General features: G+C 29.3%; 15 protein-coding genes. 12 read left to right on the forward strand and 3 right to left on the reverse strand.

Going from position 1 to position 24,183, the window contains the following annotated elements:
• Window positions 1–4 precede the first annotated feature (4 nt).
• Both BLV71_RS12055 and aroB read right to left on the reverse strand, forming a co-directional pair.
• Window positions 5–5,230 carry a M43 family zinc metalloprotease gene (locus BLV71_RS12055; RefSeq protein WP_093870791.1) on the reverse strand — a complete coding sequence of 1,742 codons (5,226 nt, stop codon included), beginning with the start codon at window positions 5,228–5,230 and terminating at the stop codon, window positions 5–7.
• A gap of 377 nt (window positions 5,231–5,607) precedes the next feature.
• Complete coding sequence (gene aroB / locus BLV71_RS12060; protein ID WP_093870792.1) at window positions 5,608–6,666, reverse strand: 3-dehydroquinate synthase; 1,059 nt, start codon at window positions 6,664–6,666, stop codon at window positions 5,608–5,610.
• Window positions 6,667–6,771: 105 nt separating this feature from the next.
• Between aroB and BLV71_RS12065 the strand changes: the two genes are divergently transcribed.
• The 3 genes from BLV71_RS12065 to typA all read left to right on the forward strand — a co-directional run bounded on the left by BLV71_RS12065 (window position 6,772) and on the right by typA (window position 10,152).
• Complete coding sequence (locus BLV71_RS12065) at window positions 6,772–7,935, forward strand: proline dehydrogenase family protein (protein ID WP_093870793.1); 1,164 nt, start codon at window positions 6,772–6,774, stop codon at window positions 7,933–7,935.
• Window positions 7,935–8,240 (forward strand): LETM1 domain-containing protein, encoded by a 306-nt coding sequence (locus BLV71_RS12070; protein WP_093870794.1) that lies wholly within the window; start codon window positions 7,935–7,937, stop codon window positions 8,238–8,240. The genes BLV71_RS12065 and BLV71_RS12070 overlap by 1 nt, the downstream gene beginning before the upstream one ends.
• A 139-nt stretch (window positions 8,241–8,379) precedes the next feature.
• On the forward strand, window positions 8,380–10,152 hold the full coding sequence (gene typA / locus BLV71_RS12075; protein WP_093870795.1) for a translational GTPase TypA: 1,773 nt from the start codon (window positions 8,380–8,382) through the stop codon (window positions 10,150–10,152).
• Between the two features lie 81 nt (window positions 10,153–10,233).
• On the opposite strand, the gene BLV71_RS12080 is transcribed toward typA, so the two are convergent.
• Entirely contained in the window at window positions 10,234–11,775 is a 1,542-nt protein-coding gene (locus tag BLV71_RS12080; RefSeq protein WP_093870796.1) for a sodium/proline symporter, read from the reverse strand.
• 274 nt (window positions 11,776–12,049) lie between these two features.
• Between BLV71_RS12080 and BLV71_RS12085 the strand changes: the two genes are divergently transcribed.
• From BLV71_RS12085 to hisB, 9 genes are all read left to right on the forward strand, one after another.
• On the forward strand, window positions 12,050–12,583 hold the full coding sequence (locus BLV71_RS12085) for a cysteine dioxygenase (RefSeq protein WP_093870797.1): 534 nt from the start codon (window positions 12,050–12,052) through the stop codon (window positions 12,581–12,583).
• A gap of 28 nt (window positions 12,584–12,611) precedes the next feature.
• Window positions 12,612–14,000 carry a pyridoxal phosphate-dependent decarboxylase family protein gene (locus BLV71_RS12090; protein ID WP_093870798.1) on the forward strand — a complete coding sequence of 463 codons (1,389 nt, stop codon included), beginning with the start codon at window positions 12,612–12,614 and terminating at the stop codon, window positions 13,998–14,000.
• A gap of 840 nt (window positions 14,001–14,840) precedes the next feature.
• Window positions 14,841–16,370 (forward strand): tetratricopeptide repeat protein, encoded by a 1,530-nt coding sequence (locus BLV71_RS12095; RefSeq protein WP_093870799.1) that lies wholly within the window; start codon window positions 14,841–14,843, stop codon window positions 16,368–16,370.
• Window positions 16,371–16,444: 74 nt separating this feature from the next.
• Window positions 16,445–17,350 carry an ABC transporter ATP-binding protein gene (locus tag BLV71_RS12100; protein WP_093870800.1) on the forward strand — a complete coding sequence of 302 codons (906 nt, stop codon included), beginning with the start codon at window positions 16,445–16,447 and terminating at the stop codon, window positions 17,348–17,350.
• 11 nt (window positions 17,351–17,361) lie between these two features.
• A complete protein-coding gene (locus BLV71_RS12105; protein ID WP_176974399.1) occupies window positions 17,362–19,578 on the forward strand; it encodes an ABC transporter permease in 2,217 nt (738 codons plus the stop codon).
• 301 nt (window positions 19,579–19,879) lie between these two features.
• Window positions 19,880–20,737: an ATP phosphoribosyltransferase gene (gene hisG, locus BLV71_RS12110; protein WP_093870802.1), complete on the forward strand. Its 858-nt coding sequence runs from the start codon at window positions 19,880–19,882 to the stop codon at window positions 20,735–20,737.
• A gap of 11 nt (window positions 20,738–20,748) precedes the next feature.
• On the forward strand, window positions 20,749–22,035 hold the full coding sequence (gene hisD / locus BLV71_RS12115; protein ID WP_093872023.1) for a histidinol dehydrogenase: 1,287 nt from the start codon (window positions 20,749–20,751) through the stop codon (window positions 22,033–22,035).
• Complete coding sequence (hisC, locus tag BLV71_RS12120; protein ID WP_093870803.1) at window positions 22,028–23,053, forward strand: histidinol-phosphate transaminase; 1,026 nt, start codon at window positions 22,028–22,030, stop codon at window positions 23,051–23,053. The genes hisD and hisC overlap by 8 nt, the downstream gene beginning before the upstream one ends.
• Window positions 23,050–24,183 (forward strand): bifunctional histidinol-phosphatase/imidazoleglycerol-phosphate dehydratase HisB, encoded by a 1,134-nt coding sequence (gene hisB, locus BLV71_RS12125; protein WP_093870804.1) that lies wholly within the window; start codon window positions 23,050–23,052, stop codon window positions 24,181–24,183. Before hisC ends, hisB begins: the two co-directional genes overlap by 4 nt.

Here is a 24,183-nt window from a genome sequence, read left to right on the forward strand (position 1 = left end):
TAAACTATTTCTTTATAACAACTAAAGTTTCTGTTTTTTTGCTTGTTTGAACTCTAATAAAATAAGTTCCAGAAGTTTTAATTTGATCTCCTAATACTATTTGCTTAGGATTGTTTTGATAATTTTTATGTATTAACTCTTTTCCTAAAATAGTATAAACGCTTAATGTAAAGTCATTATCACCAATTGATGAAACGTTTATAGTTATATTTTCTTCAAAAGGATTTGGATATGATGTTATTGGACTAAAAGATGATTTAACTTTATTAGCTTTACTAACAGTTGGTCGCTTAGTGGTTAAACCTTTACCAGCTTCGCTATTGTAAGCGTAGTCTTTAAAAGTAATTGACTTACCATCATTCGAAACCGTTGCATGTAGCCATCCATAATGTGTATTTCCACTAATTTTAAAGCTAAAACCTATGTATCCAGATTTTCCATTCCAATTGGTATAAGAAGAAGAAGCTACAATAAATGAGCTAGATTGTGATTTAAAAGTACTTGAAACTCCAACAATTGTTCCTTCTGAAAGAATTGAAGCATTATTGGTATTTCCTTCACAAATTACTTCTTTATTATAGTTTACTAGATTAATAGCATTTGAAGAAAACCAAGGGCCAAAATATCTTTGATCTCCTTTTTCAATTTGGAAAGGAGCCCAGCTATTACTAGAATTTACTGTAACGTCTGCCATATCTACGTATACAACAGTTCCATCATTAGGAGGAGTTGATGTTTCTTCAGTAGTTATGTTTATTGTATTACTAGTAGCTTCGTTTCCAGCTGCATCTTTCGCTTTTATAGAAAAATTATAAGCGGTAGCAGCAGTTAAAGATGTAACTTCAAATGATGTAGTATTTGTTGTTGCTACATTGTTACCATCTTGATACACTTCATATTCAGTAACAGCTACGTTATCGGTTGAAGCAGCCCAGGTTAAAGTTAACGATGTTTGAGTTATATTTGAAGCTACTACATTACTAGGTGCAGAAGGAGCTTGAGTGTCTGTACCAGTTCCATCATTGGTTATATTTACGGTAAAATCTTGAACTGATCCGTCACCAATGTTTCCACAAGAACTTGAAGGTGCTCCATTATATTTCATAGAAACTCTCATTCTAGTTTCACCTAATTTAGCCGATGAAGGAACGGTAATAGTACCCGTTTGAGCATTGTTTTTGGCAGTACCAGAATCAAAAGCTACCTCATTAGTGTCAAATTCACCATTTTGATTGTAATCAATCCAAACTTTAAAATATTCAGGAGTAGGGTTTCCTGGGTATCCAGGTGTTAAGGTTGTTGAGGTTGCAACACCTATAGATAATGGTATCGTATTACTTGTTAAATCAATATAAGTTGCAGCGGTAGATGTTTTACTAAATGCACCTACTTGAACTCCTTCGATCCATTCGTAAGTTACTCTTGTACCTGAAGAAGCACAATAGGTAATTGGGGTAGTATCAGGTTCTATAACAGTTATGTATCCAGTTTTTGATTCAGAATCGCTTCCAACTGTATTAGTAGCTGTTAAAGTTACTTGGTATACACCAGGTGTATTATACGTAATTGAAGGATTTTGAACTGAAGAACTTGATGGGGTTCCACCAGTAAAAGACCATGACCATGAAGTAGGTGAGTTTGTTGATTGATCAGTAAATGAAATAGAAGTTCCTTTGTCTACTGATGTTGAATTTGCAATAAACTCTGCAACTGGAGCAGTAACAACATTTCCGTCATTAGTAATATCTACATTAAAATCTTGAACAGATCCGTCACCGATATTTCCACATGAACTAGCAGGTGCGCCATTATATTTCATAGACACTCTCATTCTAGTTACTCCTAATTTTGCACTTGAAGGGACAGTAATAGTTCCAGTTTGTGCATTCTTTTTTGCAGTTCCTGAATCAAAAGCAACTTCATTGGTGTCAAAAGTTCCATTTTGATTGTAATCAATCCACACTTTGAAATATTCATTGGTTGGGGTTCCTGGATATCCAGGCGTTAGTGTGGTACTAGTAGCTGTGCCTATGTTTAAAGGTATAGTTTTAGATGTTAAATCTGTGTAGGTTGCAGCAACAGAAGTATTAGAGAATATTCCAATTGTTACTCCAGCAATCCATTCGTATTGAACTCTTGTTCCAGCGGATTCACAATAGGTTAATCCTCCAGAAGTATCTTCTTTAGTAGTGATATTTAAAATAGTACTAGCTACTGATTCATTTGCTTTTGCATCTTTTGCTTTTATAGAAAAAGAATATGATGTATTAGCTGTTAAATTAATTACATTATATGTTGTAGTTGTAATAGATGCTATTTTTGTTCCTCCTTGATATATATCATATCCGGTAACTGCTACATTGTCTGTAGACGCCAACCAGTTTAAAGTTAAAGAGGTTTGTGTAATGTTAGAAGCAGTAAGGTTACTAGGAGTAGAAGGAGCCTCTGTATCTGCAGGTATATCTTCTATTCTTGTAACTGTAATGAAATTATTAGATACATCAAAATCACCAGTTGCTAATCCAATATCTGAAATGTTTTTATTGGTAACCTGTAAATTTCCTTCAAAAGCAATTCCATACACTTTACATATTCCTATTGTTGCTCCTTCAAAATCATGTGAAGATTTTTCAGAAGTTAAAATTTTACCAACTTCATCAGTAATTAAATAAGAATAATTAGTATTAGAGGTGCTTGTATTTTTGAAAGCGATAACATCAGCAATGCCATCTCCAGTTGTAGTTGTTATTTGCGTTTTATCGTCAGTAGTAGAAACTGTTCCTGCATCAATTGGATCAGGAGTAGTAATAACTCCGTCAAATTTAACTTCAAAAGTAATAGTTTGTACAGCATTTGCATTACAAGTAGTAGTATTAGTAACTGTAGCAGTATAAATTCCAGCATGAAGGTTTGAATCTGCATTTTCTGTAATTTTTGCAGTACTTAATTTCGAACTGAAATTATTAGGGCCTGTCCAATTAATAGTTCCGTTAAAAGAAGTACTAGGTAATCTTAAGCTAATTTCATCACCTGTTTTTATAGTAACTTGATTATTTGTAGTACTATTAAAGTTAGCACTATTAATTTTATGTTCTATTTTATTGGTTAAATCTTCTATGCCAACTTTAAGAGTAATTGTTGTTGAAGAATAACATTGTCCGTTATTAAATTCTAACTTGTATACTCCTTCGTGTGATTTTTGAATATTATTAATATCCCAGGCAGTAGCTGAATCTGGTGTTGTATCAACAGTACCATCAGGGTATGTAATTTTCATATTTTCAACACCATATTTTGTGTTAGTACCTAAGGCAATATTATCTCCTTCACATGCAAATAAAGTTCTACTTTTTGTCCATTTGTTAGCATTGTCTTTCACCCAACCATCTAAAGCTTCTCTTCTTGGTCTTATTTCAAGTTCTACTGACCCAGAACAAGAAGCAGGGTCATTCCATGTAATAGTATATGTTCCATAGTTTTGATCAGTAATACTTGTGAATTCAAATCCAGTTCCAAGATCTGGAGTGTTATCAGAAAAATTATTAGGTCCAGTAATAGTAACATTTTCTAAACCAATATTTTTTATTCCTAAATGAACCTTTTCACCAACACATGCTTCAACAAAAGATCGTTGTACCCATTTTCCGTTTAAAGCTACCCAAGGAGTAATATTGTTCTCGGTTATTAATTCTACTTGAGTAGAATATGTACAGCCTCCCATGTCATATAATATGGTATATACACCTGCATCTTGAGTAGTGATGTTATTAAATTTCCAAACCCCATTGTCAGCAGCAACTGTGTGTAAATTACCATTTGGTAGTCTTAAGGTTGAGGTTCCTGGTCTATTAGCTTGCATACCTATGCTAATATTAGAGCCAGGACAAGCTTTAAGTTTATTTAAGTTGAACCAGTTTGTAGTAGTATTATCGTATTGTACCCATGGTCTAACTTTAAATCCAACATAAAGTCTAACTGTACCAAAACCAAAATTTCCGTTAGCATCTGTATATTTAATTAGGTAAGCTCCAGCATCACTTTCTTGAACATTATTAATGTTCCAATAGGTACTAGCGTCAGGAGTGGTATCTATTTCTCCATTTGGTTTTAAAATTTCTACATTATTTAATCCTACATTTTGTATTCCTATTTTAACATTAGTGCCAGGACATACTTCAATCCAAGATGCATTTTCTTTCCATTTTGACCCATCATGCATTCTAGTAGTTACAGCAAGACTACCACCAGTACCAGTGGCAACTAGATTAGCATTTTGCCATAAAGGAAATCTAGCTTCATGATTTAAAGCAGCATACATCCTATCTGTTTGTCCTTTTGTAAACATTTTTGCACATCCACCGGTAGAATCATACCCCATGTAATTTTCATAGTTAATTAATGAATCACCACAATCAGTAGCTCCTGCTAAACAAAAATCATCAGCTGAAGCTACGTCTTCTTGTGGAGTGTCTTCTACATAGTCTTGGTTTATACTAGAACATCCACCTTCAAAAGTATGTAATAGGTTTAACCAATGTCCAAATTCATGGGTTAATATAGAAGCAAATTCATCATCAGTATTTCCTTTTAAGTAACGACCGTTATAAGTTACACGAGCACGCTTGGCGTCAGAATGTGTTTTGTTAGGGTACCAAGCAATACCGCTATTAGTTGTTACACCATCATCATGAATGTCGGCAGTTATATATACATTCATATATTTATAGTTGTCCCAAGCATCAGCAGCAACGATAGGGCTGTCATAGTTTCCTTGACCACCAGCTACAGGATGATCAACAATTCCTGATGTTGGATTACCATTTGGATCAATAGTAGCTAGTTTAAAAGTAATATTTGTTGTAGATCGTCTATCTTTAAATAATGGGTCAACTGTATGGAAATCTGGATTTAATCCATGAAAATCATCGTTAACCATTTGTAGAGAATTTAGAATTTTTTCATCCGTAACTGTTGCTCCGTTTTGTTCTCTTCCGTAAATGTGAAAGACAACAGGAATAATAATGTTTCCAGAAATACCTTTTGCTGAGGTTTTTAATTTGTTAGCACTTCGCTTTTTTGTGTAATCATTGAATTTTAGGAACTCTGCGTATTCTTTAGGGTTCTCTTTGTAGTATTTATTCATTGCTCTTGAAGTACCACAACCTATCTCTTGAGCTAGAGAGGAAAGTGTAAAGCATAAAAATAAAAATAAAGTAATTGGTTTTTTCATATTTCAGGGTGTTATTATATGGTAAAATCATAATTATCATACTCTTAATTAATTCTATTAAAACTTATGAATATGTTAATTATTTGGTGATATTAATGAAAAAAAACAATCAAAAATAACTTATGGTAATATGATATGTTATTTGGATAGTATTTGAGTAGTATGAAGTTAACTTTAAGATAATGTGAGTTTTTTGGAATAGAAAACTATATTTCTTTAGTTTTCTATTCACTTATGAAATATTGTTTAGGATTTGATTAAGAAAATAAACTTAAAGCATAGAAAAAAACTTATACGGTTAGTATAAGTTTTTTTAATAAGATTATTATAATCAGAGGTTTTGAAGAACTGATTCAGTAAAGAAATTTTATTTGTTTTTATAAGTTATAAAACTCAAGGCTATCTTTAATTAGTTGATTTTGAACTTTACAATCAATTTTAAAATTTTGGTAATCGTTTAATAAAACAAAGTTAATTTCACCACCAACATTCTTTTTATCGTGCTTCATTAAATCAAAAATAGGAGTAAAATCATCTTCTAATAAATTAGTTTTACCGTATATGGCAATAATAGCTTTTTTAATATCCGTAAGTTTCTCTTTCGGAAAGCCTAAAAGTTTATGAGAAATATACGCTTCACAAACCATACCTATGGCAATAGCTTCACCATGAGTTAAGTTTTCTTTTGCATCGCTTTCTAAAAAATAAGACTCAATACCATGACCAATTGTATGACCCCAGTTTAAGACTTTTCGAACACTCTTTTCTTTAGGATCTTCTAAAACTACTTCATTTTTTATTTCAATAGAACGATGAATTAAGTCTACAATATTTAGCTCAGGATTATCTTTAATTTGGTTGAATAAATTAATATCATGAGTCATTCCATATTTAATAATTTCAGCAGTACCTGATCTAATTTCTCTTGGAGTTACAGTATGTAAGTATTCAGGGTCAATTACAATCATTTCTGGATTAGCAAAAACTCCAATCTGATTCTTTAAAACACCTAAATCTACTCCTGTTTTACCTCCAACAGAAGCATCAACCATACTTAGTAAAGTTGTAGGGATGTTTATAAAATCAATACCACGTTTAAAAGTAGAAGCAACAAAACCACCTAAATCAGTAATAACACCACCACCTAAGGTAATTAATAAACTACGCCTATCAGCACCTAATTCAGTCATAGCATTCCATACACCAACACAAGTTTCAATATTTTTATAAACTTCTCCAGGAGTTATTTGGATAACTTCTATAGGTTTATTGGTATTCAATAATTGCATAAATCGAGGATAACAACATTCTAGTGTGTTATCATCTACTAAAATAAAAATAGACGAGTAATTTTTAGTAGCTATTATTTTAGCCAATTCATCGTATGCTTTTTCTTCAAAATGGATAGGATATGTTACTGCCTGAATTGATGTCATTTTCTATTATTTTATAAAGGTGCAAATTAAATAGAAAAAATTGATATATGTCATACTAGTCGGTTATATTTGTTTTTCAAATTAAACAATAATAGTACTTAGTTGATGAAACTATTTGACAACACACAAACAGCATTTAAACTAAAATCTGACTCAGAGTTAGAAAGAGCGTATTTTTTATTTAGAATGATACAAAATCAACCAATGGTTCGTATCGGTACAGCAGTAACAAACTTTGCTTTAAAAGCACATTTACCAGTAGAAGGATTAATTAGGTCAACAGTATTTGATCATTTTTGTGGAGGAGTAACAGAAGAAGACTGTATTCCAACAATAGAAGAAATGTACAATAAAGGTGGAGTATCTAGTGTTTTAGATTATTCAGTTGAAGGTAAAGCTGAAGAAGCTAGTTTTGACGAAGCTTTAAATAAAATTTTAAAGATAATTCAGTTTTCTGAAGAAAAACAATCAATTCCATTTGCTGTATTTAAGCCTACAGGTTTTGGACGTTTTGCTTTGTACCAAAAATTAACGGAAGGAAAAGAGTTAACAACTAATGAAAAAAGCGAATGGGATAGAGTTGTAAATCGTTTTCATACTGTATGTAAAGCCGCAGTTAAAAAAGATGTTCCTTTATTAATTGATGCTGAAGAAAGTTGGATGCAAGATGCCGCAGATGATTTGATAGAAGAATTAATGGAAATTTACAATAAAGAAAAAGCTATTGTGTTTAATACATTACAAATGTATCGTCATGATAGAATGGAGTATTTACGTAATTTACACCAAAGAGCACACCAAAAAGGTTATCACATTGGAATGAAAGTGGTAAGAGGAGCTTACATGGAAAAAGAAAGAGCTAGAGCTGAAGAAAAAGAATATGAGTCTCCAATTTGTGTAAACAAACAAGCAACAGACACCAATTATGATGAAGCAGTTCGTTATATGATGGAGCATAAAAACATGGCTATTTTTGCAGGAACACATAATGAGGAAAGTTCTTTTTTACTAATGGAGTTAGCAAAAAAACATAATATAGCTGTAAGTGATAAACGTATGTGGTTTGGTCAATTATATGGTATGAGTGATCATATTAGTTTTAATTTAGCCGAAGAAGGTTATAATGTAGCTAAGTATGTTCCGTTTGGACCTGTAAGAGATGTGATGCCGTACCTAATTCGTAGAGCAGAAGAAAATACCTCAGTAGCAGGGCAAACCTCAAGAGAATTAAATTTATTAAAAACAGAAAAAGCACGTCGTAAACTTTAATGAATACTGTTGACGAAATAAAAGAAGCTATTCAAAAAAATAAAAAAAGATTAGCTAAAGAACTTAAAGAAAGCAAAGAGTTGGTTTCTTTAATAAAAAAGTCAATAACTACTTCTTTAACAAGTGAAGAAAGAAATAAGGTAAAAGAACAAATGTTAGACATTTGTAAGGCTGTTCCTGCGTTTACAATTTTTATGTTGCCAGGAGGAGCCTTATTGCTACCTTTATTAATAAAACTTATACCAGATATTCTTCCAAGTGCCTTTAGAGAAGATGATGATTCAACAGAAAAAAAGGAAAAATAAATTAATAGCAAATAGAAAAATATATTGATTTAATAGCTAGTTAATTAACCTTTCGGGCACATTTTTAAAATTCGTATTTCAAAATTCATATTTTTTTAATAATAATACACTACTTTTGCGCCAAATTTAACGTAGCAAAATGCAATCAATTAGAAACATCGCTATTATAGCACACGTTGACCACGGAAAAACTACCTTGGTTGATAAAATTATAGATCAAGCTAAAATTTTAGATGACCGTAAAGAACGTACTGACTTATTATTAGATAATAATGATTTAGAGCGTGAACGTGGTATTACTATTTTATCTAAAAATGTATCTGTAAATTATAAAGATGTAAAAATCAATGTAATTGACACACCTGGGCATGCCGATTTTGGAGGAGAAGTAGAGCGTGTATTAAAAATGGCCGATGGTGTTTTATTATTGGTTGATGCTTTTGAAGGTCCTATGCCTCAAACTCGCTTTGTATTAGGAAAAGCAATAGAGTTAGGATTAACACCTATCGTTGTTGTAAATAAAGTAGATAAAGAAAACTGTACACCAGATTTAGTACATGAAAAAGTATTTGATTTAATGTTTGCTTTAGAAGCAACAGAAGATCAATTAGACTTTAAAACAATTTACGGTTCAGCTAAAAATGGATGGATGAGTACAGACTGGAAAGATGAAAAAACAGATATTATCGATTTATTAGATGCGGTAATTGAAACAATTCCTGAAGCTCCTTACCGTGAAGGAAGTCCACAAATGCAAATTACTTCATTAGATTATTCTTCTTTTAAAGGGAGAATTGCTATTGGACGTGTATTTAGAGGAGATTTAGAAAAGAACAAAGATTATATGCTTTGTAAGGCTGATGGTACAAATAAAAAAGTACGTATTAAAGAATTACACGTTTTTGAAGGAATGGGTAAGGTTGAAACAGATAAAGTACGTAGTGGAGATATTTGTGCTGTAACAGGTATTGATGATTTTGAAATTGGTGATACTATTGCTGATATTGAAGCGCCAGAAGCATTACCTAGAATTGAAGTAGATCAACCTACAATGAGTATGTTGTTTACTATTAATAATTCACCATTCTTTGGTAAAGAAGGAAAATTTGTTACTTCTCGTCACTTACGTGATCGTTTATTTAAAGAAATGGAAAAAAACTTAGCATTACGTGTTGATACTACTGATTCTGAAGACAAATTTAATGTTTTTGGTCGTGGAGTACTTCATTTATCTGTATTGATAGAAACAATGCGTCGTGAAGGGTATGAATTACAAGTAGGTCGTCCTCAAGTAATTTTAAAAGAAATTGATGGTGTTAAATGTGAGCCTTATGAAACATTATCTATTGATGTTCCTGAAGATGTTGCATCTAAAGCTATTAATTTAGTATCTCTTAGAAAAGGTGATTTATTAGTAATGGAGCCTAAAGGTGATTTACAACACCTAGAATTTACAATTCCTTCAAGAGGATTAATAGGTTTACGTAATAAAATATTAACTGCTACTGCTGGTCAGGCTATTATTAACCATAGATTTAGTGAGTATGGACCTTTTAAAGGTGATTTTACTGAAGATATAAAAGGAGCGATAGTTTCTTCTGCAGCTGGTAAAGCAACTGCATATGCAATTGATAGATTACAAGATAGAGGTAGATTTTTTATTGATCCTAACCAAGAAATATATATTGGTCAGGTAGTAGGAGAGAATGCTAAGTCTGATGATATGGGAGTGAATTTAATTAAAGGGAAAAAATTAACAAACGTACGTTCTTCTGGAACTGACGATAGTGTTAAGATTGCTCCAAAAATTGATTTCTCTTTAGAAGAATGTATGGAGTATATTAAAGGAGATGAATATTTAGAGGTTACTCCTGAGAGCTTACGTATGCGTAAAATAACATATAGACCATAATTTGGTTTTTAAATAGTTTAAAAAAGCTCAAGTTATTAACTTGAGCTTTTTTTATGCTTTTATATGATAAAGTATAAGGTGTTATTTTTCAGGTTTTGAATCAATTTCATCAATCATTTTAATAGCTTCTGCTCTTGGAGGAAATATTTTTGATACAATAATACCAATAATCATTGAAACTAGAAAAGAAGGAGCAAGTACGTCAAGAGCAACAAAGTATTCACCTATATTTTCTAATTCTTTAAAAACAAAATTAAATAGTATTACAGCTATAAAGCCTGATATCATGGAAGCAATAGCCCCTTTTTCTGAATAACCTTTCCAAAAAAGAGAGAGAATAATAACTGGGCAAAAAGTAGCTGCTATACCAGACCAACCGAAAATGATTACCCAGAATATTTGTCTGTCAGGCGATATGTAATTCATTATAATAGCAATTATTAATGCTGTAAATGCCATTATAATAGTTGAAGTTCTTGATATTTTTGTAAGATTTTCATCTTTTATATCTGGACGAAATATTTTTTGATAAAAATCTCTTGTAATAGCACTTGATGCTAAAATTAAAAGCGAATCGATAGTAGACATTATTGCAGATAAAACGATTGCGATAAAAACAGCAACCAGTATTGTGGGTAAAAAGCTTTCAGTAATCATACTTAATACATCTTCACCGTTATTTCCTAGAATGGTTTCAGGATCTTGTCCTTCCTTTGTAAAATAAATACGAGCAAGAATTCCTATAGTTACTGCCGCTGCATCAGTTAACAATGTAAATATAACAGCAATCCATTTACCTTTATCTATTTCTTTTTTGTTTTTTATAGACATAAATCGGACGTAAACCTGAGGGGAACCAAGAAAACCTAAACCAATCATAGAAAACCCTAAAATTGTAAAAAGATTCATCCATCCATCTTCACTTCTTCCCATTATTTGTGTTAATGTTGGGTCTATAGCATTTAAACTATTAGTAACTCCAGTTCCGTTATCCATAGAAAACCAAACTACTATTGGTAATAAAACGAGACCAAAGAACATGAGTAATCCTTGGAATAAATCTGACCAAACTGCGGCAACAAACCCCCCAATAAATATATAAGCAAGTACTATTAAAAATCCAATTAAAGCCCCTATTTTATAATCAATTCCTAGCATAGATCTAAAAGCAACTCCTGTAACATCTATTTGAGAAGCAACATATATAACTATAAAAATTACTAATACTGATGCGGCTAAAATTCGTAGTGTTTGAGTTGTTGATTTAAAATGACTATGAAGATAATCAGGGATAGTAATTGCTCCATAGGAATCTGATCTTTTCTTGAAACGTTTAGCCATAAACTGCCAAGAAACAAATACACCTAATAATTCACCAACAACAACCCAATATCCAGAATATCCTGCCATAGCACCCATTCCAGTTAAACCAATGAGTAACCAACCAGATTCACCAGTTGCTCTTGCAGAAAAAGCAACAGCCCAGAAGCCCATGTTTTTTCCACCTACATAATAGTCACTCATACTTTTTATTCGTTTTGAGGCAAATATTCCAATTAAAAAAAGTATTCCAACATAGACTATTAATACAGCTATCTTGATTGTTAAATTTGGGTCTTGCATAATGGTTTAATTTTTGGTTAGTTGTGTACTTTTATGTGCATAAATAACTTATGAGTTTATTAAAAATATTTTAAAGGTTTTGAAAAGTACTCAAAAAATGATCAGAATTGGTGTTTTTTTATATATTTTAAGCTAAAAAAATAATAAAAATCATAAAATTGGCTATATTTGTTAAACTTAGCATGATTGAATTAATCATATTAAATTATTTAGTTGGATTTAAGGAATGACCTTGAATTTGTAAATTAAATGAACCCCAAAAGTAGAAACCTATTTGAATTCTAGCGAACACACTCCAAAAGTACCACAATCATTAGATGAATTAATTACTGCTCTCACTGAGGGAGAGAGGACGACTTTTAGTCACATAATACAATCCATAAAATTTAAACCGAACGCATTTGATAAATATAGTTCCTGGTCTAACGAGTGTTATACTAGAAATTGCATCATTAATAATGAAAATTTTGAACTGATATTAATTTGTTGGTGTGAAGGACATGCTACTCCAATACACGATCATGGAGGTGAAGAGTGTTGGGTGAAAGTTATTGATGGTAAATTTAGAGAGGTTATATATAAAGAGAATGAAGAAGGAGAGTTATATGCTATTAAATCAACAGTTTCTAAACCTAATGAAGTTACTTACATGAAAGATTTTATGGGATTTCATAGCTTGGAAAATGTTTCTAAACAAAGAAGTATGTCACTTCATTTATATGCAAAGCCAATTCGTGAATGTAGAGCTTATGATGAAAAAACAAAAACTTTTATAAGTAGATTTTTAACTTATAATACGACAGTTTAATTAATAATAAAATTTAAAAAGAGTAAAAATGTCTAATATAAATAATGATTTAACTTTATTTAATGAGCTAGTAGAAACTCTTATTAAAGAAGAGGAAAGTACTCCTGTTGCTGAGAGAATTGACGCAAAAAAATTATACGATTCAATTGATTTATCTCTTAATGATTCAGGAATGATAGATGATGAATTTAAAACGTTATTACGTCAAATTCTTGTTTCAACTCCAAAAACAGCAACTAAATTGTTTTTTAATCAACTTTTTGGAGGAAGGCAGAGTAAAGCAATTTTAGGTGATTTATTGGCAGTAATGCTTAATAATAGTATGTATACATACAAGGTGGCTGGTCCTCAAGTTGGTATTGAACAAGAAATTATTAGACAATCTTGTGATTTAATAGGGTATGGAGCTAAAAGTAATGGTACATTTCCAACAGGAGGTTCAATGAGCAATTATATGGCGTTGGTAATGGCACGTGATGCTAAAGATCCCAAATGTAGATTAGAAGGGATGTCTAAGCCATTAACTGTTTATACGTCAAAGGAATCTCATTACTCAAATTCTAAAAATGTTAGTTTTACAGGAATAGGAAGAAATAATATACGATATATAAAAGCTGATTCTAAAGGAAGAATGATTCCAGAATTGTTAGAAGAGCAAATTATTAAAGATATAAATAAAGGATTTATACCTACCTATGTTAATGCTACGGCAGGTACAACAGTATTAGGTGCTTTTGATCCAATTGATGATATTGCTAATATTACAGAAAAGTATAAAATGTGGCTTCATGTAGATGGTGCTTATTGTGGAAGTGTAATTTTTAGCGAAAAATATAAACATCTTCTAAAGGGAGTAGAAAGATCAAACTCTTTTAGTTACAATGCGCATAAAATGCTTGGTACACCGTTAACTTGTTCAATTATCTTAGTAAATGATAAAAGGCAGTTGTACGATTCATTTAGTAATGATGCTGATTATTTGTATCAAACTGATGGCGATGATTTTAATTTAGGTAAAACGTCCTTTCAATGTGGTAGAAGAAATGATGCTTTAAAATTTTGGACATTATGGAAATCTGTAGGAGGAAAAGGGTTAAGAAATATTGTAGATAAGCAATTTGAACTAGCTAATGTTGCTCTTGATTATATTAGAAATAATTCTGATTATACATTATATAGTTTTAATGATTCAATATCTATTTGTTTTAATTACAAAAATATTGATCCTACTGAGCTTTGTACTGCATTGTATGAACATCAAGTAACTGTTGTTGGCTTTGGTTCTTTTGAAGAAAATACTTTCATTAGGTTAGTTACGATTAATGCAAATAATGAGAAGGAAGATATACTAAACTTTTTTAAAGTTTTAGAAGGTTTTGTTGAGAAAACACCTAGTTTAAAGAAAATTAGTATTTAAAAAAACTTTTATTGAATAAAAAAGCACCTTTTTAAGGTGTTTTTTTTTGTTTACAGCTGTTTACAGCGTTAGTTAATTATAGAAGTTTTATTCAATTATAAATATTGAAAAGACGACTCTTTGTAAGTTTAAAAACTTGTATTGTTTTAGAAGTGATAGTAAAAAATAAAAAAGCTATCAAAAACAGGGATGAAATTTTTTTAATTTTTCAAGGGAATGATTGTTTTGATAGCTTAATAATTGAAATTACTAAAAAGGGGAAACAATTAATAAATTCTTTACAAATATACTAGATAAAACAAGGCTTTATAGCTATGTAGTAGTATTGATGTGTTATATTTTTATACTACAATTATACTTAATGAAATAGTTAAAGTGTTTGAAAATCAGTTTTTTGTTTTCTTTTTGAAGCTTGTTGGTAATTACTCTAGAGAAAAAATAAAAATAGTAGTGTAAATTAATAAGTGAGGTTTGTGTGAAAAATAAAAAAATTACCAAAAATGCAATGTAGTAGGTAATATTATAATTGCTTTTTGGTAATTTATTATAGATGAATTAACAAGGGGAAAATTAATAAATCTTTAATCAAATATATAAGTTGAATTAGCACAAAAACTGATTGTAGTGTTTTTGAAGTATATTTAATTTAGGTTTAAAAACCTTGATTTATTGCTTTTTATTGTTGTTTATTAGTTTGTTACAACTAATAAATTGAAGTGTTTAAATAATCGTTTTTTTATCATATGTAGTATTTTTGATGTATATTTATAGAACTTAAAAAGTAAGGATAAGGGGTTTTCTTTAAATTTTAACTAAAATTATTTATAGAATTTGGACGTAATGAAAATAAGTACTGCTTTTATGTACTGTTTTTTTGGCTTTTGTAGTTTTTTCTTAAATGCACAGAGTTCTGATAAACAGTTAAAACCTAATAATTATAAAGAACAAATTGTTCACAGTTATTATTTGTTTCAAAAATATGAAAATGAGCGGTTATTAGATAGCGTATTGCGTTTTATTAAATTAAATGAATTTGTAATAAAAGAAGATTCTATAAATAGTAAAATTTATTATTTAAAAGGAGTAAGTAATCTTTATTTGAAGAGGTATGAAAAAGCTGATGCCTATTTTTTAAAATCATTTGATTTAGCTAAGAAAACAAATGATATTCTTTTAAAAGGTACTATTTATAACTCAAGAGGTGTTTGTGTCTCAATGGGAAAAAAGAATTATATAAAAGCTGAAGAATTTTATAAAAAAGCGATAAATAATTATGTGAAAATAAATGAACTTCCCCAACAAATAGATTCTTATTATAATTTGACATTAAATGAAAGGAAAAGGAAGAATTGGGGAAAATCTTCAGAGTATGCAATAACTTGCTTAAAGTTAATTGATGAAGATAAAGAGCGTGTTGCTGGTATTAGTCGTTTATATTATTTCATAGCTGATAATAGTTTTGAATTGAATAAAAATGAAGAGGCAATTCAAAACTTACAGAAGGCTGAAAAATATGCAGCACCAGATGATAGTTATGTAAATGGATTTATTAATGAAACATATGCTAAAATATATGAATCTAAAAAAGAGTATACTTTAGCTTTAGACAGGTATAAAAAAGTTAATAAAAACTTGCGACAAACTAATGAGAAGAATGAAGGTAAGTTAAGTAAGTCGTTTATAGAAGAATTAGATTTAGAAAGTAAATTAAAATCAGAAAAAGAAGCTATAATAAATACTCAGAATAAACAGTTACTAGTAAGTGTTTTGATAATTGTAACTTTTCTATTGTTAACACTAGTTCTTTATTGGTTAATTAAAAAAAATAAGAAAAAAAATAATAGAATTAAACAATTAAACTCTGATTTACAAAGTTTAATTTTGAATCTAAAAAATAAAAATCAAGATTTAGTTGATAAGAAACAAGAAATAGAAAACTTATTAAAATTAAACGAGCAAGCTACCTTCTCTAGAGTTTTAAAAATAAATACTTACAATGATGCTATTAGAAAAATAACTGACGATATTGAAATTTATACTGAAAATAATTCTAGCGCTTCTAGTTATTTAATTACAGTAAATAAAAAACTTTTAGCTTTGATTTCTGAAGAAGAACTTTGGCAGGATTTTAAAATACAGTTTGAAAAAATTAGACCTGATTTTTTTAATAAATTGAAAGAACATACCCCTAGTTTGTCAATAAATGATCTAAAGCATTGCACATATATTATTTCAAACTTAAAAAGTAAAGAAGTAGCTCAACTTATAAATGTGTCGCCAAGAAGTGTTGAAACAACAAGGTATCGAATTAAGAAAAAAATGGGGCTTGATAAAGAAGATAATATTTATGATTTGTTGAGTGTGTTGTAGTTAAAAGGATTGTTAAATATTAAATTTCTATAATAGTGATATATATTATATATTTTTGTTAAAAAATATAAGTAATGAAAAATACCGCTATTAAAATTGAAAATTTATCCTTTTCGTATTCAAAAAAACAAAAAGCTTTAAAAAATTTAAATATAAATGTACCTAAAGGTGCAATTTATGGTTTTTTGGGGGCTAATGGTGCAGGTAAGTCAACTACAATGCAGTTGCTTACAGGTATACTTTCTAGCTCTAAAAAAAACGTATTTCTCTTTGAAAAAGAATTACAAAGTCAATTTCCATTTATTTTTTCTAAAATAGGAGCTTTAGTTGAAACTCCAAGTTTGTATTTACATTTAACAGGTATAGATAACTTAAGGTGTATTACAAAGTTAAAAGAAGTTTCTGAAGATAAAATTTCTGAAGTTCTAGGGCTAGTTGGTTTAAGTGATAAAGGTCATTTAAAAGTAAAACAATATTCTTTAGGAATGAAACAGCGTTTAGCTATTGCTATGACACTTTTAGGTGAACCTGAACTTCTATTATTAGATGAGCCAGTAAATGGGCTTGATCCAACAGGAATAACTGAGATAAGAGAGTTACTAGTGAAGTTAAATAAAGAAAAGGGAACAACAATTTTTATTTCTAGCCATTTACTTTCTGAAATTGAAAAAATGTGTACTCACATTGGGATTATAGATAAAGGGGAGTTAAAGTTTGAAGGTTCTATTGAAGAGCTTGAATCTCTAACAAAAAAACACAAAATTTTGGTAAAAACAAAAGATATAAGTACAAATATTGAGTTGATAAAAAATAGCTATAAAGATGTTAGAGTTGAAAATAATGATTGTGTTATGATTGAATTAAATAGTAAAGAAGAGATACCGGTTTTAACTAAGTTTTTAATAACGAATGATATTCCTGTTTATGAAATTAAAATTGTGGATGGGTTAGAAGAATGGTTTTTATCATTAACAAAATAAAATTATTTAAAATGAAAAAGATTTTTAAAAACATAAAAAAAGCAATAGAGGTTGAATTAATTAAGAAAAAACGTTCAGGAATATTTAGTTTAAGCTTTATTTTTGGAATGTTTTTTCCATTTTTGTTATTTATAGTGAAAGCTATCCGTTTTGTAAAAAATGATGACTATGAAACAAAAATTCCAGAAAACTTTTATTTAGATTATTTAGAAGATAGTTTAACACCGTTTACGATGTTCTTTTTCCCTATACTTATTGTTTTCTGTGCTAGTAAAATTTCACAAATAGATCATAAGAACAAAGGGTGGAGTTTAATGGAGACTTTACCAACAACAAAGTTTTCAATTTACTTTTCTAAGTATTTATTATTAATTTTTAGTAACTTATTAGCTATTGCTTCTTTATTAATATCATCACTTCTTTTTGGCTGGTTACTTTCTTTGTTTTTTGAAATTCCTTCAGATAAAATAGTGATCATGCCTTTTTTAGATTTTTTTGAAATTGGCATTCGCTTGTTTATGATTAGTTTATGTTTATCTGCTTTTCATTATGGGGTATCTGTGTTAATTTCAAGTTTTATATGGCCTATGATAATTGGTTTCATTGCTATTCTTGTACCAATGATATTTAATAAATATAAAATATTTTATTATTGGTATCCTTACCAGTCATTAATACAAATTAGTAGTTTTCCAAAGGGAAGTGATTTTGGTTATTGGGTCACATATTTAGAAATGTTAAGTTTATTATATACCATAGTATTTTTATATATTGGATATAATTGGTATAACTTTAAAAGTTTTATAAAAGCATTTTTTAATTCAAAAAAGAAAGCCTTAAGTTTTATAGGTGTTTTAATAGTGATATTACCTTTAATTTATTTGGTGTTAACTCCAAAACAACAAAAAACATACAGTAAAACAGTTATTTGTGGTCAGATACTTAGTGATGAAAAGATAGAAAATGTTTATGTTTTAAATCCATTTTTAGATGATACAATAGCAAAAATAAAAGTTGAGAATAATAAATTCTATCATTCATTTAAACGAAGTTTGAAGCCAGATTTCTACAGAGTAAATTATGAAAAGTATGTTTATCAAAAAGTTTTTTTTGGAGACAACGATAGTATTAATTTAAGTTGTAAATTTTTTAAAAAGCAATATGTGAAAGTTGGAGTAAAAGGAACTAGAATTCCTGAAAATATGGAAAATAAATATGAGTTTCCTTATGCTATTTGGGAAAGGATGTTGTATGGTAATGCATATATTGATAATGCGAAATATTATATGGAGAATATAAGTAAGGATTGGAAAAAAAATAGAGCAAGAATAGGGAAGCATTTAAGTGTTGATAATTTAAGCTCAAGAGCTGATTTTATAAAAAGAAAAGAAAAATTAATAACATTAAGGTACTTAACGTTTTGGAATATGTTTGTAAAAAAAAGAAAAGCACTTTTTCCTTTTAAAAAATATGTAGTTAGCGATGATATAAAAAAACTTAAAAATAGTCTATCCTTAAGGGATGAAGTTATGTTGTCTAATTCAAGTTATTTTAAGTATGTTTTAAATGAACTAATACAAAAAGACAATAGAAATATTTCACGTGAAAAGAAAGCTTTTTCTGCAATAGAAAAACTTGAAAAAGGAGAGTTTAAAAATCGAATGTTATTTCAACAATTAAATAAATCTTTATTTGAATCTAATAAGATAAAAGTAAGAGATTCTTTAATGAAAAAGTATTTTAATTTAATTACTAATAAAAGTTATAAAAAAATACTTCAAAAATATAATTATGAATACAATAGATTAACAAAAGGAGAAAAAGCTCCAGATTTTGTTGCGTACAACGCTGAAGGAACTAAATTTAATTTAGCTAGTTTTAAAGGTAAATATATTCTAATAGATTGTTGGGCAACTTGGTGTAAGCCATGTAAAGATCAAGAACCTTATTTTGAAAGAAAAGCATTTTTATATAAAAATATGCCTATTCAATTTATAGCTATTAACAATAACTCTAATAAAGAAGATTGGTTAATAGATATAAAAGATAAACAAAATCAAGTGTTACATTTAAGGCCCGAAAACATTAAGCTTTTTGGAGAAAAATATTCTGTTAATTCACTTCCTAGGTTTATTTTAATAGATAAAGAAGGTAGGTTTGTAAATTCGGAATTTGTAAGGCCACAAGACAAGGTTTTTGATAAGTTATTAAAATCATATTTAAAATAAATTTATAGAATTATTTTTTTAAACAAAAGCAGTAAAAATGTTTAAATATAATTTTTATTAAAAATAACTTGTGTAATCAAAAAAATATTACAGATATTTGCATCAACAAAAATAAGAACATGAGTTTTATTCAATTACATCATCATCATCATCATATTTGCACTCAAGCGAACTGAAGATGTATTGAATAAAAACAAAATATATTTTAAACCCGTTTGAGTAAATCAAACGGGTTTTTTATTTCTGATTAAAAGGAAATTATCTTCACGAAAAGATTTACTCAAACAAATAAACTAACAACATGAGTAAATTAAGAATAGCAATTCAAAAATCAGGAAGATTAAATCAAGATTCCTTACAACTTCTAAAAGACTGTGGTATATCCATAGATAATGGTAAAGACCAATTAAAAGCATCGTCAAGTAATTTTTCATTAGAAATTTTTTACTTGCGTAATGGAGACATTCCTCAGTATTTAAAAGATGGGGTAGTTGATGCTGCAATAATAGGAGAAAACTTATTAGTTGAAAAAGGAGGCGATATTCAGTTTGTAGAAAAATTGGGCTTTTCAAAATGTAAAGTTTCTTTAGCTATCCCTAAAGGAGAAGAGTATGAGGGATTGTCTTTTTTTCAGAACAAGAAAATAGCAACTTCTTATCCTAAAACAGTTCAAGATTATTTAGCAAAAAATAATATCAGTTCTCAGTTACATATTATTAATGGGTCTGTAGAAATAGCACCTAATATAGGATTAGCAGACGGAATATGTGATATTGTATCAAGTGGATCTACGTTATTTAAAAATAACTTAAAAGAGGTAGAAGTAATATTGAAATCAGAGGCAGTATTAGCCGTTTCTCCGAAATTAGAAGTTGCTCAACAAGATATTTTAAATAAATTACAGTTTAGAATTCAATCAGTTTTAAAAGGAAGACGCTCTAAATATATTCTATTAAATGCTCCAAATGATAAGCTTGAAAAGATTATAGATATTTTACCAGGAATGAGAAGTCCAACTGTATTACCATTAGCAGAAGAAGGATGGAGTTCTGTACATTCAGTTTTAGATAAAAACCAATTTTGGGAAATTATTGATGAGCTTAAAAGTAATGGAGCTGAAGGTATTTTAGTATGTCCAATAGAAAAAATGGTAGTTTAAAAATAAAGCAGATGAAAGCAGTAGAATTGAATAAAGATAATTGGGAATCATTATTACAAAGACCAACAAAATCTGTAGAGGATATAGAGCAAACGGTTAATCAAATTTTCAAAGAAGTTAAAGAAGGCGGAGACGCTATTATAAATAAATACACACAGGTATTTGATAAGGTTGAATTACAAACATTAGAAGTAAGTTCAAATGAAATTGAAAACGCTGAAAAGTTAGTTTCTAAAGAGTTGAAGGATGCTATTCAAGATGCAAAAAGAAATATTGAGACTTTTCATACTGCTCAAAAAACAGATAAAGTTGAAGTAGAAACAGTAGAAGGAGTTTTATGCTGGCAAGAGAAAAGGGCTATTCAAAAAGTAGGGCTATACATTCCTGGAGGAACTGCACCTTTATTTTCTACCGTTTTAATGTTAGCGGTTCCTGCAAAAATAGCAGGTTGTAAAGAGATTGTTTTGTGTTCGCCTCCTGACGGTGAAGGTAAAATTAATCCAGTAATATTATATACAGCATCATTAGTAGGAGTTACTAAAATTTTTAAGGTAGGTGGTATTCAAGCTATCGCTGGTTTAACGTTTGGAACAGAAAGAATACCTAAAGTGTCTAAGATTTTTGGACCAGGAAATCAATATGTAACTGTTGCAAAACAGTTATCAACCAAATTTGGGGTTGCAATAGACATGCCAGCAGGACCAAGTGAATTATTAGTAATAGCTGACGACTCAGCAGATGCGGCTTTTGTTGCATCAGATTTATTAAGTCAAGCAGAACATGGAGAAGATAGTCAAGTTGTTTTAGTGTCAGATTCATTAGACTTATTTTCTAAAGTTGAAATAGAAATAGAAAAACAATTAGCAAAATTACCAAGGAAGGAAATTGTAATAAAAGCATTAGAAAATACAAAATCAGTATTGATTAAAAATGAGGATGAAGTAATAAGTTTTGTAAATGACTATGCACCTGAACACTTAATAATAGTAACTAAAAATGATGGTTTCTTTATAGATCAAATTGTAAACGCAGGATCTGTATTTATAGGAAAATACACCCCAGAAAGTGCTGGTGATTATGCGTCTGGTACTAATCATACTTTACCTACTAATGGGTTTGCAAAAGCATATTCTGGAGTTAATTTAGATAGTTTTACAAAGAGTATTACGTTTCAAAAAATTACTAAAAAAGGAATTCAAAATATAGGTAAAACTATAGAATTAATGGCAGAAGCAGAAGGTTTACAAGCACATAAAAATGCAGTAACTCTAAGATTAAAAGAGATAGATAATGTTTAATTTAGAAAAAATAGTTCGTACCAATATAAAAGCCTTAAATGGGTATTCATCTGCAAGAGATGAGTTTAAAGGAGTCGCAGAGGTTTATTTAGACGCGAATGAAAATCCATTTGGAACCTTAAATAGGTATCCAGACCCAAAGCAAATTAAAGTTAAAAAACGATTATCTGAATTAAAAAATGTTGAATCAGAACAAATTTTTATTGGTAATGGAAGTGATGAAGTAATCGATTTAGCTTTTAGAATTTTTTGTGAACCAGGAAAAGATAAAGCATTAACTTTTTCTCCCACTTATGGGATGTATGATGTATCTGCTACTATTAATAATATTGAGTTGATTAAACAACCACTTTTAGCTGATTTTCAAATTAATTTAAATCAATTGCAGCCTTATTTAGAAATGGATGAAGTAAAGTTAATTTTCATTTGTTCTCCAAATAACCCTACAGGTAACTGTTTTAATGATGATAGTATAACATATATACTTGAAAACTTTAATGGAATGGTGATTATTGATGAAGCATATATTGATTTTAGTTCAAGAGCATCCTATATTACTAAATTAGAAGCATCCCCAAATTTAATTATAAGTCAAACATTTAGTAAGGCATGGGGTTTAGCTGGTGTAAGAGTAGGAGCAGCATATGCTAACTATGAAGTAATAAATTTATATAATAAAGTAAAGCCACCTTATAATGTAAGTACATTAAATCAAAATGCTGTTTTAGAGTCGTTAAACAGTATAGCACAGTTTGAGATAAACAAAAATATTATTATCAATGAAAAGGAAAAATTAGTAAAAGAATTTAGTAATTTAAAAATAGTAACTAAAATATATCCATCAGAAGCTAATTTTATTTTGGTTGAAGTAACTAATGCTAATACTATTTATTCCAATTTAGTAGAACAGAAAATAATTACAAGAAATAGAAATACTTTAGTAGCCAATTGTTTACGAATAACCGTAGGAAGTGCAGAAGAAAATACTAAGTTAATAAACGCATTAAAACAATTATGAAAAAAATATTATTTATAGATAGAGATGGAACTTTGATTAAAGAACCAGCAGATGAACAAACTGACTCATTTGAAAAATTAGAATTTTATCCTAAAGTATTTCAAGGCTTAAGTAAAATTGCTTCTGAATTAGATTTTGAATTGGTTTTAGTAACTAACCAGGATGGTCTAGGGACTGAGGTATATCCTGAAAATACTTTTTGGCCTGTTCATAATTTCGTTATGAATACTTTAAAGGATGAGGGTATACTTTTTACAGAAGAAATTATTGATAGAACTTTTGCTAAAGATAATCAACCAACCAGAAAACCTAATACAGGATTGTTAACCAAGTTTTTTTCTGAAGAATATGATTTAGCAAATTCATTTGTAATTGGAGATCGTTTAACCGATGTTGAGTTAGCAAAAAATCTTGGAGCAAAAGGGATATATATAAATGATGAAACTTTTTTAGGTACAGATGAAATTACTGTTAAAAGAAGTGAATTAGATAAATTTATAGCTTTAGAAAGTAATGATTGGAATGCTATTTATGAGTTTTTAAAGTTAGATGAAAGAACAGCTAGTGTAGTAAGAAATACAAATGAAACAAAAATTAATATTCAATTAAACCTAGACGGAATAGGCAAAAGTAAGATTGATACAGGAATTGCTTTTTTTGACCATATGCTTGATCAAATTGCACGTCATGGGCAAATGGACTTAGATATAAATGTTGTTGGCGACCTGGAAGTAGATGAACACCATACTATTGAAGATACTGCTATAGCTTTAGGTGAAGTTTTTAATAAAGCTTTAGGGAATAAACTAGGAATTGAACGCTATGGTTTTTGTTTACCCATGGATGATTGTTTAGCACAAGTAGCTATAGACTTCGGGGGTAGAAATTGGTTAGTATGGGAAGCGGAGTTTAAAAGAGAGATGGTTGGTAAAATGCCTACTGAAATGTTTATCCATTTCTTTAAATCATTTACTGATGGAGCAAAATGTAACTTAAATATTAAAGCAGAAGGAGCTAATGAACATCATAAAATAGAAGCAATTTTTAAAGCTTTTGCTAAGGCAATAAAAGTAGCTGTAAAACGAGATACTAGTAAAATGATTTTACCTTCAACTAAAGGGACTTTGTAA

This window comes from Tenacibaculum sp. MAR_2010_89 (genome assembly GCF_900105985.1).
Classification (GTDB): domain Bacteria; phylum Bacteroidota; class Bacteroidia; order Flavobacteriales; family Flavobacteriaceae; genus Polaribacter; species Polaribacter halocynthiae.